Annotated in this window: 14 protein-coding genes, 1 tRNA gene and 1 pseudogene; 9 read left to right on the top strand and 7 right to left on the bottom strand. The window is 66.1% G+C overall.

Translation table 11 applies throughout. The features are described from left to right. Positions 1-26 precede the first annotated feature (26 nt). From flgE to flgB, 4 genes are all read right to left on the bottom strand, one after another. Positions 27-1331, bottom strand: coding sequence for a flagellar hook protein FlgE (gene flgE, locus MXC99_RS03975; RefSeq protein ID WP_247724265.1), 1305 nt, complete (start codon positions 1329-1331; stop codon positions 27-29). Positions 1332-1415: 84 nt separating this feature from the next. Continuing rightward, positions 1416-2102 carry a flagellar hook assembly protein FlgD gene (locus MXC99_RS03970; RefSeq protein WP_247724264.1) on the bottom strand — a complete coding sequence of 229 codons (687 nt, stop codon included), beginning with the start codon at positions 2100-2102 and terminating at the stop codon, positions 1416-1418. A 5-nt stretch (positions 2103-2107) separates the two neighbouring features. Beyond that, positions 2108-2512 (bottom strand): flagellar basal body rod protein FlgC, encoded by a 405-nt coding sequence (gene flgC / locus MXC99_RS03965; protein ID WP_247724263.1) that lies wholly within the window; start codon positions 2510-2512, stop codon positions 2108-2110. Between the two features lie 26 nt (positions 2513-2538). Beyond that, entirely contained in the window at positions 2539-2955 is a 417-nt protein-coding gene (gene flgB / locus MXC99_RS03960) for a flagellar basal body rod protein FlgB (protein WP_247724262.1), read from the bottom strand. A gap of 249 nt (positions 2956-3204) precedes the next feature. On the opposite strand from flgB, the gene flgA reads away from it, so the two are divergent. From flgA to MXC99_RS03920, 8 genes are all read left to right on the top strand, one after another. Beyond that, positions 3205-3921 carry a flagellar basal body P-ring formation chaperone FlgA gene (gene flgA, locus MXC99_RS03955; protein ID WP_247724261.1) on the top strand — a complete coding sequence of 239 codons (717 nt, stop codon included), beginning with the start codon at positions 3205-3207 and terminating at the stop codon, positions 3919-3921. 117 nt (positions 3922-4038) lie between these two features. After that, positions 4039-4335: a flagellar biosynthesis anti-sigma factor FlgM gene (gene flgM / locus MXC99_RS03950; protein WP_107219710.1), complete on the top strand. Its 297-nt coding sequence runs from the start codon at positions 4039-4041 to the stop codon at positions 4333-4335. After that, positions 4332-4781, top strand: coding sequence for a flagella synthesis protein FlgN (locus MXC99_RS03945; protein ID WP_247724260.1), 450 nt, complete (start codon positions 4332-4334; stop codon positions 4779-4781). The genes flgM and MXC99_RS03945 overlap by 4 nt, the downstream gene beginning before the upstream one ends. A gap of 301 nt (positions 4782-5082) precedes the next feature. Next, a complete protein-coding gene (locus tag MXC99_RS03940; protein WP_247724259.1) occupies positions 5083-5472 on the top strand; it encodes a PTS sugar transporter subunit IIA in 390 nt (129 codons plus the stop codon). 45 nt (positions 5473-5517) lie between these two features. Further along, entirely contained in the window at positions 5518-5787 is a 270-nt protein-coding gene (locus MXC99_RS03935) for an HPr family phosphocarrier protein (RefSeq protein ID WP_247724258.1), read from the top strand. Position 5788: 1 nt separating this feature from the next. Beyond that, positions 5789-7519 (top strand): phosphoenolpyruvate--protein phosphotransferase, encoded by a 1731-nt coding sequence (gene ptsP, locus MXC99_RS03930; protein ID WP_247724257.1) that lies wholly within the window; start codon positions 5789-5791, stop codon positions 7517-7519. Between the two features lie 78 nt (positions 7520-7597). Continuing rightward, a tRNA-Gly gene (locus MXC99_RS03925) sits at positions 7598-7672 on the top strand. Between the two features lie 238 nt (positions 7673-7910). Then, a complete protein-coding gene (locus MXC99_RS03920; RefSeq protein WP_235375469.1) occupies positions 7911-9764 on the top strand; it encodes a tyrosine-type recombinase/integrase in 1854 nt (617 codons plus the stop codon). 47 nt (positions 9765-9811) lie between these two features. Here the strand turns inward: MXC99_RS03920 and MXC99_RS03915 are convergent, their stop codons facing one another. Continuing rightward, positions 9812-10438, bottom strand: a complete 627-nt coding sequence (locus tag MXC99_RS03915; protein ID WP_247724256.1) for a LysR substrate-binding domain-containing protein — start codon at positions 10436-10438, stop codon at positions 9812-9814. 106 nt (positions 10439-10544) lie between these two features. On the opposite strand from MXC99_RS03915, the gene MXC99_RS03910 reads away from it, so the two are divergent. Continuing rightward, a complete protein-coding gene (locus MXC99_RS03910; RefSeq protein WP_031285717.1) occupies positions 10545-10844 on the top strand; it encodes a helix-turn-helix domain-containing protein in 300 nt (99 codons plus the stop codon). Between the two features lie 26 nt (positions 10845-10870). On the opposite strand, the gene mobH is transcribed toward MXC99_RS03910, so the two are convergent. Then, complete coding sequence (gene mobH, locus MXC99_RS03905) at positions 10871-12715, bottom strand: MobH family relaxase (RefSeq protein WP_247724255.1); 1845 nt, start codon at positions 12713-12715, stop codon at positions 10871-10873. Positions 12716-12917: 202 nt separating this feature from the next. Next, positions 12918-13288 (bottom strand): annotated as a pseudogene (locus tag MXC99_RS03900) (nucleotidyl transferase AbiEii/AbiGii toxin family protein); the annotation flags it as partial.

The raw sequence follows: 13288 nt of genomic DNA, 5'->3' as shown, positions 1-13288 counted from the left end.
GTGCGCCCGGCCCCGTCGCGTGCGCGTCAGCGCAGGTTGATCGAAGTCTGCAGGAGTTCGTCCTGCGTTTTGATCGTCTGCGAGTTGGCCTGATAGGCGCGCTGGGTGACGATCATGTCGACGAGCTGCTTGGCCAGATCGACGTTGGACGTTTCCACCGCACCGGACTGGAGGGCGCCGAGCGAGCCGGAGCCGGCGATGCCGACGAGCTCGCTGCCGGCACTCACCGTGGGCTGCCACATGTTGTCGCCGATCGGCGACAGGCCTTCGGCGTTGCGGAAGCTCGCCAGCACGATCTGCCCGGCGGAGGCCGAGCGCTCGTTCGAGTACTTGCGCATCACCGTGCCGTCGGCCTCGATGGAAAGACCGACCAGCGTGCCCGAGGTGTAGCCGTCCTGGGTCAACGCATTCTGCGTCGAGGTGTTGGAGAACTGGGTTGAGCCGTCGAGGATAAACTCGAAGCTCAGCGGGCTGGGCTGGCCGCCCAGTTCAGCGCTGGTGAAGTCGATCGTGGCACGGTCAAGGGTGGGGTCGCCATCAAGGCTGACGAGCTTGCCGCTGGAGTCGAACTCAAGCGTAAAGTCGTTAGTCGGTGTGTTGTTGTAATAACCGTCGATCGCCACCTTGACATCCCATGCATTATCACCCGTTTTTTCATAATAAACGGTGACGTTGTGCGCCGTGCCGAGCGAATCGAACACGGTGAAGCTGTTCGAGTAGTGGTAATCCAGGTCGATGCTTGCCGACTCGTCCGCCGGTGTCGCCGGATCGTCAGGAGTGTTCGTGGTCGCCACCCGCGCCTGGCTCAGCAGATCAGCATTGCTTTCATCGATGCGCGCGTCGAGGTTATAGGTCGCACTGACACTCGTCGTCGCTGCCGCCGGCATGTCGTCGGGATAGATCCGGAGCGCTACCGGGGAGCCGCCGGTGGCCGGGTCGGAAAACGCGTCGTTCGGGTCGTTGAGCCCGTAGCCCATGATCTTCGCGCCCTGCGAATTGACCAGGTAGCCGTCGGCGGTCATCTGCAACTGGCCGTTGCGCGAGTAGCCGATTTCGCCGCTGGAGAGCTGGAAGCGGAAGAAGCCGTCACCGGCGATGGCGACGTCCAGTCCGCGGCCGGTGGTTTCGAGGTTGCCGGTTTTGAAATCCTGCACCGTCGACCCGACCTGGGTCCCCAGGCCGATCTTGCTGCCGGCGCCGGCGAAGATGTCGGCGAAGGTGATCGAGCTCGACTTGAAGCCCACCGTCTGGGTGTTGGCGATGTTGTTGCCGAGCACGTCCAGCTTGGCCGATGCGGCATTCAAGCCGCTGAGAGCCTGCGAAAAACCCATTTATCGCTCCTCGATGCGGAGAACCGGCTGGCCATCCATGGGCCGCCGATCCGTCCCCGACTGCATTGATGAAAAAGACCGGCTTCAGAGAATCTGCTTGACCGCGCCGAATTCGACCTGGCCGTAGATCGCGCCCAGATCGAGCAGGAAGCCGCCCTGGTCGCCCACCGGCACCACGCCGCCGACCAGGGCGTAGTTGAAGGTGCTGACCTCGACCGCCTTGTCGCCCTGCAGGGCTTCGACCTGCACCCGGTAGGCGCCCGGCGCCGCGGCCGTTCCCTGGCTGTTGAGGCCGTCCCAGGTGAAGGTTTCCATCCCGGCACCGACGGCGCCCAGTTCGTAGCGATTGACCACCTGCCCGCCCGCATCGATGATCGAAACGGCGAGATTGTCGGCCGGTCCGGCCAGTTCGATGCCGAACGGCGTGGACGCCGGGACGCCATCGGCGTCGTGATCGAGCAGCACACGGTCGCCCGGCACGAGCACGCCCTTGCCGATCAGGGAGGCCGCTTCGAGCATGCCGCTGGCCTCGATCTGGGTGGAGATCAGCTCCAGGGTGCGATTGAGCTCCTCGATGCCGCTGACGGTGTTGATCTGCGCGAGCTGCGAAGTCATCTCCGCGTTGTCCATCGGATCGAGCGGGTTCTGGTTCTTCAGCTGGGTGGTCAGCATCGTCATGAAGCTGTCGCGCAGCTCCGCAGACTGACGGGCAGAGGCCGTTGCGCTCTGGTTGAGCGTGTTGAGGACGGAAGTGTCGATGGTGGTGCTCATGGGAATCAGCCCTCGCCGAGAGTCAGGGTTTTGAGCATCAGCTGCTTGCTCGTGTTCATGATTTCGACATTCGCCTGATAGGCGCGCGAAGCGGAGATCATGTTGACCATTTCATGCACCGGATCGACGTTGGGCATGGTGACGTAGCCTTCGCCATTGGCCAGCGGATGCTCCGGACGGTACTCCATGCGCATCGGCGAGGGGTCGTCGATGACTTCCTTGACGCGCACGCCGCCGACCCCGGCCTGCGCCGCGACGGTCTCGAACACGACTTGGCGGGCACGGTAGGGCTGGCCGTCGGGGCCGGTGACGCTGTCGGCGTTGGCAAGGTTGCTCGCCGACACGTTCATGCGCTTCGCCTGGGCCGACGGCGCCGAAGCGGAAATGTCGAATATCGAAAACATCGTCATGGCAACGATTCCCCTCTAGGTTGATCTCATTCGGGCGCCATCGCGCCCTTGAGGCCCTGGATACGTTGATTGAGCAGCGTCAGCGCGGCCTGGTAGCGCACCGAGTTATCGACGAACGCGCTGCGTTCGCGGTCGATATCGACGGTGTTGCCATCGAGGCTGGGCTGGTCCGGCACCCGGTACAGCACTTCGCTCACCGCCGCCGGCGCGCCACGGCGGGCAAGGTGGCCGGGCGCGGTGGCGGCGAGTTCGAGACGTTCGCCGCGCCGCCCGAGGGCGAAGGCGAATTCGGCGCGGAAGTCGATATCGCGCGCCTTGAAGCCGGGCGTATCGGCGTTGGCGATGTTGGCGGCGAGGATCTTCTGCCGCTCGTGACGCAGCGACAGGGCTTGTCGATGGTGGTTGAGCGCTTCTTCCAGGCGGTCGGTCACGACGAACCCCACGTTGCACAAAATTTCGGTTCAGCCAGAATAGCCGTCGCAGCGCCAAGCCAAAGACGGGAACAGCCCGGGTTTGCAGGAGCAGTTCGGTGCTTTTGCATCCGCTGCCGCCACTGGCACAATGGCGGTCTGTTTTCCCTCGCCGCCCTACTCCGACAAGCCCGTGCGCGCTCCTCGCCGAGGCGCTCCCGCACGGCCCGCGCCGTCCGTTCGATGCCCCATCCGCCCGCCTCCCGATCGCCCGAGCTGCCGATGCCCGCCCGCGCCCTTCCCGCCCTCCGCCCGGTGCGGCGGCTCGCGTGGCCGATCGCCGCGCTCGCGCTGTGCACCGGCGCGGTGGCACAGGATCCCGAGGCGGAGCACACCCTCGCCGCCCGCGTGCAGGCGTTTCTGATCGAGCGCGCAGCGGATGAGGGCGACGAAGTCGAAGTCGAAGTCTTTCCGTCCGCTGCCAGCCTGCCGCCGTGCACGGCCCCCGAGCCGTTTTCGCCGACCCCCGGGCAGCGCGTGCACGGGCGGGTGACCGTGGGCGTACGCTGCGACGGCGAGCCCCGCCATGTGCGCTACCTGCAGGCCGAAGTGCGGATCAACGGCCGCTACTTAGCCGCCGCCCGCGACATCGCCGCCGGTGAGATCGTGACCGCCGACGCCCTGCACGAACGGCGCGGCGAGTTGTCGGCGCTGCCGCGCGACATCGTGCGCACCGCCGAAGAAATCGTCGGCCATCAGGCCCAGCGCCAGCTCGCCGCCGACACACCGCTGCAGACCCACCAGTTCCGCTCCGTGCCCCTGATCGAACGCGGCCAGCGCGTCATCGTGGAAGCCCGCGGCGAGCGCTTTCACGTCCGCCGCGAAGGCACGGCGCTCGAGCCGGGCGGACGCGGCGAGCGGGTGCGGGTGCGCTTTGGCAAGGACGAAATCGTGCACGCCGAAGTCGTCGACGCCGGCTTGCTGGCGATCGCGTTTTAAGCCCGCGGTGGCTACGTCGGTGGATATGCCTGGCACGAGCCGCAGCGATCGCCTAAAGTTCGGGGGCACCTTGCCGATGAACGAGATCGACAACACTGCGAATTACGGGGCTTCATCTTGAAGATCAACTCTCAAAGTCCACTCGTCCGCGGCGGCCAGGGCGTACAGCCGGCCGACGATGCGGCGCGCACGCGCGGTACCGCGGCCGCACCGTCGCGCGAAGCCGGCACGCCTGCCGCGATCTCCCACCTCGGCCAGCGCGCCACCGACGGCCGCCAGGACATCGACCCCGTCCGGGTCGCCGAACTGCGCGCAGCGATCCGCGAAGGCCGTCTCGCGATCGACCCCGCGCGCATCGCCGACCGCCTGCTCGAAAGCGTCAGCGAACTTCTTCAGGGCAAGAGCGGGGCGTGAGCCTGCAGCGCCTTCTCGTCGAACAGCGCCAGCGCGTCGACGCCCTGATCGCCCTGCTCGAAGAAGAGCAGCGCGCGCTCGCCGCCGAGCAGGTCGACGGCGAACGGATCCTGGAACTCGCCCGCACCAAGCAGGCGGTGCTCGAGCCCCTCGGCCAGACCGAGACGCGGCGCCAGGCCGTGCAGCAGCATCTGGGCTATGGCGCCGGCCTCGACGGCGCTCTCGAGGCGGCACGGGAAGCGGGCTGCGAGTCCGACTGGGTCGCCCTCCAGGAGCGGGCCGGACACGCCGCCCGCCTCAACGCTCTGGGCGGACAGCTGTTGCAGATCCGCATGCGCGGCAACCAGCGCATTCTCGATTTCATCCGCGAACTGGCCGAAAAGACGCCTTACAGCCCCGATGGCCAGCCCGGCCGGCGCCCGGGGCGGGTCGACGTTTCGGCCTGAACTCTCCGCCCCGGGCGACGGCCCGCCCGCATCCTCACCGCCATAACGTCCGCACCGCGGCTTCCGCCCCGAAGTGGCGGGAATCTGCGCCTGCAGCGATGCGGTGCAGGCCAGTGCGTCGGTGCGCACATGGTGGGCGCGGTCGCGCGGCAGTGCACAACGGCGCGACCGGCGAGCACCGCCACTCCAAACCCGACGCCATCGAACGCAGACTTGCGCCGGGCCGCTGAACGCACCGTTCTCGTCACTTCGGCACGGCTCTCGGCGACTCGGCTAAAATCATGCCCGGCGGAGAGACGACATGATCGGCATTTTCCTGATAACCCACGGCACCCTCGGCGAATCCCTGATCCAGTGCGCCTGCCACGTGCTGAACCAGCGTCCACCGCAGATCGCCCAGCTCGGCCTGTCGGCCCAGGACGACCCGCTCGATATCCTTCCCACTGCGCGCACGATGCTCGGCTGGGTGAACGACGGCGATGGCGTATTGATGCTCACCGACATCTACGGCGCCACGCCCTGCAACGTCGCGGCCAAGCTGCGCGAACCCGGGCGCATCGAACTGATCGCGGGAGTGAACCTGCCGATGCTGCTGCGCGCGCTCACCTACCGCGAGCATGCCCTGCCCACCCTGGTCGCGCGCACCATCACCGGGGGCTGCGACGGGGTGATGCAGGTTCGCACGAACTAGTAGCCACGAAGCGCCGCCCCACCCGACCGGAAAAAGGACACCCGGATGCCCACCGCAGAAGCCCCGATCATCAACAAGCTCGGACTGCACGCCCGCGCATCGGCCAAGCTCACCCAGCTCGCGAGCAGCTTCCCGTGCGAAGTCTGGCTGGAGCGCAACGGTCGCCGCGTCAACGCGAAGAGCATCATGGGAGTGATGATGCTGGCTGCCGCCAAGGGCAGCTCGATCACCATCGACACCCACGGCGAGCACGCCGAAGAAGCCTTGCAGGCGTTGCAGCGGCTGATCGCCGAGCGCTTCGGCGAGGAGGAGTGAGATGCCGTTTACCGTCCATGGCCTCGCCGTCTCCCAGGGCATCGCAATCGGGCATGTGCATCTGGTTTCGCGCGCCCTGCTCGAAGTCAATCACTACCACGTCGCACAGAAATACCTCGCCGAAGAGCTCGTCCGCCTTGACGAGGCCGTCGCCACCGTCCAGGGCGAGCTGATGGGGCTGAAGGCCGCCGCCACGTCCGGCCACACCCACAGCGAAGTCGGTGCCTTCGTCGACCTGCAGCTGATGATGCTGACCGACCCGCTGCTGATCGACGCCGCCCGCGAGCTCGTCGAGTCTCGCCGCTGCAACGCCGAATGGGCGCTGGTGCAGCAGATGGAGCACCTCGTCGACCAGTTCCGCCAGATCGAAGACCCCTACCTGCGCGAGCGCCAGGCCGACGTCGTGCAAGTGGTCGAACGTCTGGTGAAAGTGCTCCTCGGCCATCCCGGCCATCTGCCGCCCAAGCGCCGCGACGGCTTGGGCACCATCATCGTCGCCCACGACCTGTCGCCGGCCGACACCATCGGCTTTCGCGACCACAACATCGCCGGCTTCGTCACCGATGTCGGCGGCCCCACCAGCCATACTGCGATCGTCGCCCGCAACCTGAAGATCCCCGCCGTGGTCGGCCTGCACCACGTGCGCGACCTGGTCGAGGACGACGAGCTGGTCATCGTCGATGGCAGCCGCGGCCTGATCATCGTCGCCCCCGACGAACGCATCGTCGAGGAATATCACCTGCGCCGCAGCGAACTCGAGATCGAGCGCTCCAAACTCAACCGCCTACGCGACGCACACGCCGCCACCCTCGACGGCGAAACCATCCACCTGCTCGCCAACATCGAAGGCCCCAAGGACCTGCCCGCAGCCAGGGCCGCCAACGCCGACGGCATCGGCCTGTACCGCACCGAGTTCCTCTTCCTCGGCCGCGACACCCTGCCCGGCGAAGAAGAGCAGTACGAAGCCTATCGCGCTGTGGTGAAGGCGATGCCGAACAAGCCGGTCACCATCCGCAGCTTCGATGTCGGCGCCGACAAGGCGCTCAACGGCAGCCACAGCCGCATCGAACCGAACCCCGCACTCGGCCTGCGCGCGGTGCGCTACTCGCTGGCCGAACCGAAGATGTTCCTCACCCAGCTGCGTGCCCTGCTCCGCGCTTCGGCGCACGGCCGGCTGCAGATCATGATCCCGATGCTGTCGCACGCGCAGGAAATCGACCAGAGCCTGGCCCTGGTGGAAAAGGCCAAGGCCGAGTTGCGCGCGGAAAAGATCAAATTCGACGAAGGCATCCGCATCGGCGGCATGATCGAAGTCCCCGCCGCTGCGCTGTCGCTGGGCATGTTCACCCGCCGCCTGTCCTTCCTGTCGATCGGCACCAACGACCTGATCCAGTACACCCTGGCGATCGACCGCTCGGATGAAGCCGTCGTCCACCTCTACGACCCGCTCCATCCGGCCGTGCTCAAGCTGATCGCCGGCACCATCGCCACCGGCGCCCGTTACGGCCTGCCGGTCGCGGTGTGCGGCGAAATGGCAGGCGACCCCAACTACACCGCGTTGCTGCTCGGCATGGGGCTGCGCAACTTCTCGATGCATCCGGGCAACATCCTCGAGATCAAGCAGCAGGTGCTGCGCAGCAACCTCGGCGAGCTCGCTCCCCGCGTCCAGCGCATCCTCAAAATGGACGAACCCGCGCGCATCCGCGAAGCCGTCGACCGCCTGTGCGCCTGAAACGATCGACAGCGTTGCGCTCGGACCCGCGCCACCAGTAGAATGGCGCCCTGTCGCAAGGTGGCACCGGCCACCCTCGCGGGTGTCGTATAATGGCTATTACCTCAGCTTCCCAAGCTGATGACGAGGGTTCGATTCCCTTCACCCGCTCCACTGCATCATTCTGCGGACTTCCGCAGAAGTCCAAGAGAGTCTGCAAGTCGTTGCCACACAAGGACTTTTCCTCTCTTTGACGTTCTGCCGCAGTCCACTGCGATCCATCTACAGCCGGGACTTTTAAGTCCACAAACAAGTCCATTTTTGCGGGCGCGGCTGATTCCGGATTGTTGATGGAGGGGCGAGGTCGACGTGACCAGCATCTGGTTCCTGACTCATGTTCAGGAGCAAGAGCATGGCACTCTCAGACCTGGCCGTTCGACAGGCCAAGGCAACTGGCAAGGCATACACCCTCCCTGACTTGGATGGCCTCTCCTTGGCCGTCACGGCTGCAGGGGGCAGGACTTGGCACTTCCGCTACTACTGGGCGGGCAAGCAGAAGCGGATGTCGCTCGGCACCTACCCGGAGGTGACGCTTCGCGAGGCCCGCAGCCTGCGCGACGAAGCGCGCGCCCTGCTGGCCAAAGGCACCAATCCTCGCGTTCACCGCAAGCAGAAGCGCACCGCTGTCCGGCTCGCCGACGAAAACACCTTCGAGGCGGTGTATCGCAAGTGGCTCAAGCATCGCGGGCTCAGCCTCAAGGAAGGCCGGCAGACGACCCTCTCGATCCTTCCGCGCATCTTCGACAAGGATGTGCTGCCGACCTTGGGCAAGCGGTCGGTCTATGAGATCAAGCGTCCCGACCTCTTGGAGGTGATCGCCAAGATCGAGAAGCGCAAGGCGCTCTCCGTTGCCGAGAAAGTCAGGACGTGGTTCAACCAACTGTTCCGCTACGCGCTGGTGATCGTGCCGGGCCTGGAGCAGAACCCCGCCTCCGATCTCGATGTGGTGGCGCTGCCGCTGCCACCCGTCAACCACAACCCATTCCTGCGCATGGCCGAACTGCCGAAGCTGTTGCAGCGGCTGCGCAGCTATCGCGGCAGGCGGCAGACCCAGCTCGGGCTGCGGCTATTGCTGCTGACCGGCGTGCGAACCGGCGAGCTGCGACAGGCGACGCCGGATCAATTCGATCTGGACCGCGGGCTGTGGATCATCCCGCCCGACGTCGTGAAGCAACTCCAGTTGGATATGCGCAAGAAGCGGCAGCAGCCGAAGGACATCCCGCCCTACATCGTGCCGCTGTCGATTCAGGCCATGGAGATCGTCCGGCACCTGCTGGATGAGTTCAAGCCGGCCCAGCGCTACCTGTTCCGGCACGACAGCGACTTGAAGAAGCGCATCAGCGAGAACACGCTCAATGGTGCCCTCAAGCGCATGGGCTATCAGGAACGCCTGACGGGGCACGGCATCCGCGGCACGATGTCCACTGCGCTCAACGAGATCGGCTACCCGAAGGTCTGGGTGGATGCACAGCTCTCGCATGTCGATCCCAACAAGGTCAGCGCGACCTACAACCATGCCGAGTACGTGGAGCAGCGTCGCCGCATGATGCAGGACTGGGCCGATCGGCTCGACCTCTTCGAGCAGAACCAGGTCGAGGCGGCCAGCATGCCGCTCACCGTGCATCTGGAAGGCGTGCCCGCGTTCCCGAATGAGCAAACCGCAAGCGTACCCTCCACGCCGGTTGCCGCTTCGCCAATCCTGCTCGTGACGAAGCCGGGTGACGCCATGCCGTTGGTTTCTGCCGCCGCACATCGGCTGCCGGCGGTTCCGCCCCCTCGATCGGCAGCGCCGCTGGTGCCTTCGGACATTCAGCGCGAGAGGATGGAACTGTTCGATGTCTTCGAAGCGCCGCACAACCTTCCCGTTGCGGCGTTTGCCAAGATGGCGGGCAAGTCCCGCAGGTGGATCAGCTACGAGATCAAGGCGGGCAACTTGCTGGCGTTGAACGTGGGCAACCGCGGCCAGCGCGTGCCGGACTGGCACCTCGACCCACTCAAGCACGAGCTGATCCAGTCCGTCCTGAAGCTGACCAGGGGTGCGGACCCTTGGCAGATCTACCATGCACTGCTGCAACCGCGCTCGATGCTGCGGGGGCATTCGGCACTGGAGGGCGTGACGGCCGGCAATCTCGACAAGCTCGTCATGGCAGTGAGCACAGCCGTGAAGGAAAGCGAATGGACCCCGCTGCGAGTCGGAGTCGCCTAGCAGCAGGAGTACGGGATCGTGGCGAAACCGCGATCCCCGCGCGTCTGTCAGGACACCAAGCGCGCGCGGCGGGCGAATCTTGCCTGGGTGTCCGACATGGAAGCGTTGCGGCGCAGGAGGAAGGCCATCACGATCGTTGGTGCGCCGGCCAGCGGCCGCACGGCGATGCCTCGGCGTAGGTAGCTCGCCAGTCTCGCGGCAGGTGCAATGGCGATCCCGTACCCGGCGGCAACCAGCGTCATCGCCACATCGAATGTCTCCACCGTTTGCTCTCGCTCTTGCAGCGCGTTTTCGAACACACGCTGCACGGTCATGCGCCATGGTTCATCGGCCGTGGACTGCGAGCAGATCAAGGGCTGCTTGAGCACTTCCTGGCACGGCACTTCACGGTAGGCCAGCAGGTGGGAGCGCTTGGCCACGGCGACCGCCAGCGTGTCATGCCACAGCGGTTCGCATACCCAGCCAGGCCACTGCCGGGCAACCGCAGACAAGGCGAAGTCGAAGCCGTCGTCCGGCATCTCCGCGCCTCGACCGGGATCTGTCCAGCCGGCCAGGATGGCATGGGTCTCCGGCTCTTCGGCACGCTGCAGGGCGAGCACGTCGGCGAGCTGCGGAGGCACCCATTCGCCGAGGACGGCCATGCGAATTTCGGCGGTGATGTCACTCGATTCCACGTCCAGCTCCCCCCAGGCGGCGAACTCGTGGCAACTGATCTCGAAGCCGTTAGATGAGTTAAGTTTAACGTGGTTTAAATCGTGACCGTGTTCGACGCTCTTGGCAATGCCAAAGCGTTCGATCCAAAGGGGCCGCCCCACCGGCACCACTACCTACGAAGCGGAACCAGCCATCGCGTTTGGGGCTACCGTGCGGGAAGAAAGAACCAACCAGGGCATCGCTCAGGAAACGCTGGCCCACATGGCCGGCATCGAACGGTCGCACATGGGCAAGATCGAGCGCGGCGAGCATGTCCCCACGCTCCCTCTCATCCTCAAGATTGCCCGTGCGCTGAAATGCAGTTCCGCCCACTTGATGACTCTGACCGAAGCCAAGCTGGCGGAGTCGGCCCCATCCGCAGATTGAAGCCGGCCCGCACAGCGGTCGCATGCCTACGCCTGATCGTCGTCCTTGCCCCCAAGGGCTGAATCTTCGCGCTTTGCGGCCTCGTTGAGGAGCCGCAGGTATGGGTTGTCTGGCGGCGTCTCCTGGAACAGCGCATCCGGGCTGGCGAGTAGGTAGCCGTGCAGCCGGCGCGACTTGCGCGGCCCCGTGACTTCGCAGGTCCAGATGTTCAGCCCGCTCGGCTGCTTGCGGTGCTGTCCCAGCTTCTCGAAGCGCTTCTGCACCCACTGCCACCCCTCCAGCTTCTCCTGCTTGGCCAGGGCGGCGACTTGAAGGTACTCCTGCGCGTAGCGCTGGAACACGCCGGGGCTGACGAGGTAGGTCGTACCGGCGACGGTATGCACCAGGGCCTTGGCGTCGTTGATGATGAGCTTGCGCGTCTGGACGCTCCGACGCAGCCAGGCCATGAAGTGCGCCCCAGAGGGCTCCGCGCGATCCTGGGAAGGCGCGAGGCCCATCTGCGGCGGGGGCATGGTCGAAGGGGCCGGCTCGGGCTCGGCAACAGGGGAACTCGGGATCTCCGGTGTCGCGGGTGGAGCGGTGTCGCCCAGCAGGTCGAGCAGCGCTGCGACGCCGGTGTCCATGGCTGCGGATGCGATCGGCGCCGCGCTCGCGGGTGCAGCTTCGGTGCCTTCCACGCGCGGCCCATCAGCCACCGCCGGCGCCTGCGGCTCCGCCTGTTCCTCTTCGACCTGCACACAGCCTTCGAACGGCGCCGGCCGGTCGGCGGCATCCCAGATCATCGCCGGCGAGAGTTTCAGGAAGGTGAATGCGTGCGACCAGCCGGCGTCGCTGGTGACGGTAGCCTTCCAGATCGCCTTGCCATCCGGCGTCGGTTGCACGATGCCGTGATCCTGCAGCACGTTGAACACCGCCGTATTGCTGGCCGGGATGCCGTCGATGCCCTGTGACAGCAGATGTGCGCGCAGCTTGTCGGAGACGGTCTTGCTCACCAGCCACAAGGCGTCTTGGGTCAGCCAACCGTCCGCCGGGCCGGCCTGGTTCAACTTGAACGCTTCCTTGAGCAGATAGCGCAAGCCGTCGAGCAATTTGCGTTGCAGCGCATGCTTGGGCGCCGCCAGCGCCTTGCTGGGATCGCCGCCGAGTTCCTGGGCGACCGATGCCTGGTCGGCCTGCACGACCAGTTCGCCGAGCGTGCCGGCGTGCTCGTACTGGCCGGCCAGCACGTACAGCAGCGCGGCCCAGAGGTCGGGATAGCCGCTGAGCCAGTCGAAGATGTCCCGATCGAGAAGGCGCGCGTAGAGCAGCCCGGTGGCGGCGCTGTGCAGGCGGTACTCGCGCTCCTTTCGGTAACGGAAGCGGTAGGGCTTTCGCAGCGGGCCGTGCCAGGGATGCCAGACGCTGCCGTCGGCATGTTCGACGTGCAGATCGACCGCAATCTTGCCGATGTCGTGCAGCAGGGCCGCGTAGGCCGTGCCTGCGGTCCAGGCTTCGGCCTGGGCCGCCTGTGCCTCCGGCGTGACGCCCGCAGGCAGCAGGTATGACTGCCGCAGCTTCAGCGCATAGGCGACGATCTCCAGGCCGTGGTCCAGCATGCCGCCCGGATAGGCGTGGTGGTGGTTCTCGGAGGCCGGGAACTGCTGGACCAGCTCGGCGTAGCGCTCCAGTGGGGCGAGGTAGAGCGTGGCGAACTGCCGGCGCGAGAGCGATGTGCGCTGCCAGATGTGTTCCAGCAGTTTCTGCCGGCGCGGCGTGGCCAGCAGCGATGCGGCCGACTCCGGCCGCATCGACCCTTTCGGAGTTTCGGTGGCGGAGGTGGGCGGCGTGCCGGCGGTGGGTGGCACCCGTTTGCGCTGGAACAGCGAGAGCATGGCGAACCCCGGATGACGGGCTGCTCGGGGCGCCTTTTGGCCTTTTCAGGATAGGGCCTTTCCCCTTGGCACCCTTCCTTTGCCCCTTCCCAGCCCTTTGGCCTTTGTCGGAAACCTTTGGGTATAGGGCCGCTGTTTCGCGGGTGCCACGATGAATGCGGCATGGGGCAATCCCGGCAAGTGGGGCGCTGCGGGACGTTCGTCAGCTCTGGCCCAAGCCGGTGTCGAGGGCGGCGGATTGCGCTGCGAAGTCGTCGGGACGGCGCTTGCGGAAGGTTTCGAGATTGGCGAGCTTCCAGCGCAGTGCCGGCAGTTGAGCGGCGTGTTGGCATTGCACCAGCGACCAGTCCGGTTCTGCGCGCACCAGCCCGCTCAGAAACTGCTTGTGCGCGGTGCTCAGTCGCTGTGGCAGCTCGCGCCGCACCCTGGCGCGAGCTTCGAGCAGTGTCTCCAGGGAGCAGTCCACTTCGGTCATGCCGACAAAGGCCCGCTCGTACTCGCCGGCGATGTCCTTGTCGTTGCCGAACAGCACTTCGTGGGGCGGCCGGTTGTGGCCCGCCAGATAGATCACGA

It is taken from the genome of Thauera aromatica, from assembly GCF_023093595.1.
Taxonomy (GTDB): Bacteria; Pseudomonadota; Gammaproteobacteria; order Burkholderiales; family Rhodocyclaceae; genus Thauera; species Thauera aromatica_A.
The sequence above is the reverse complement of the archived record's forward strand: the minus strand, read 5'-3'. Positions and strand labels throughout refer to the sequence as shown.

Excerpts from the sequence above, each read along its gene's own strand:
- MXC99_RS03970 (WP_247724264.1), bottom strand. The coding sequence starts at position 2,102 with ATGAGCACCACCATCGACACTTCCGTCCTCAACACGCTCAACCAGAGC.
- MXC99_RS03910 (WP_031285717.1), top strand. The coding sequence starts at position 10,545 with ATGCCAAAGCGTTCGATCCAAAGGGGCCGCCCCACCGGCACCACTACC.
- MXC99_RS03935 (WP_247724258.1), top strand. The coding sequence starts at position 5,518 with ATGCCCACCGCAGAAGCCCCGATCATCAACAAGCTCGGACTGCACGCC.
- MXC99_RS03940 (WP_247724259.1), top strand. The coding sequence starts at position 5,083 with ATGATCGGCATTTTCCTGATAACCCACGGCACCCTCGGCGAATCCCTG.
- MXC99_RS03920 (WP_235375469.1), top strand. The coding sequence starts at position 7,911 with ATGGCACTCTCAGACCTGGCCGTTCGACAGGCCAAGGCAACTGGCAAG.
- mobH (WP_247724255.1), bottom strand. The coding sequence starts at position 12,715 with ATGCTCTCGCTGTTCCAGCGCAAACGGGTGCCACCCACCGCCGGCACG.
- flgC (WP_247724263.1), bottom strand. The coding sequence starts at position 2,512 with ATGACGATGTTTTCGATATTCGACATTTCCGCTTCGGCGCCGTCGGCC.
- flgA (WP_247724261.1), top strand. The coding sequence starts at position 3,205 with ATGCCCGCCCGCGCCCTTCCCGCCCTCCGCCCGGTGCGGCGGCTCGCG.
- ptsP (WP_247724257.1), top strand. The coding sequence starts at position 5,789 with ATGCCGTTTACCGTCCATGGCCTCGCCGTCTCCCAGGGCATCGCAATC.
- flgE (WP_247724265.1), bottom strand. The coding sequence starts at position 1,331 with ATGGGTTTTTCGCAGGCTCTCAGCGGCTTGAATGCCGCATCGGCCAAG.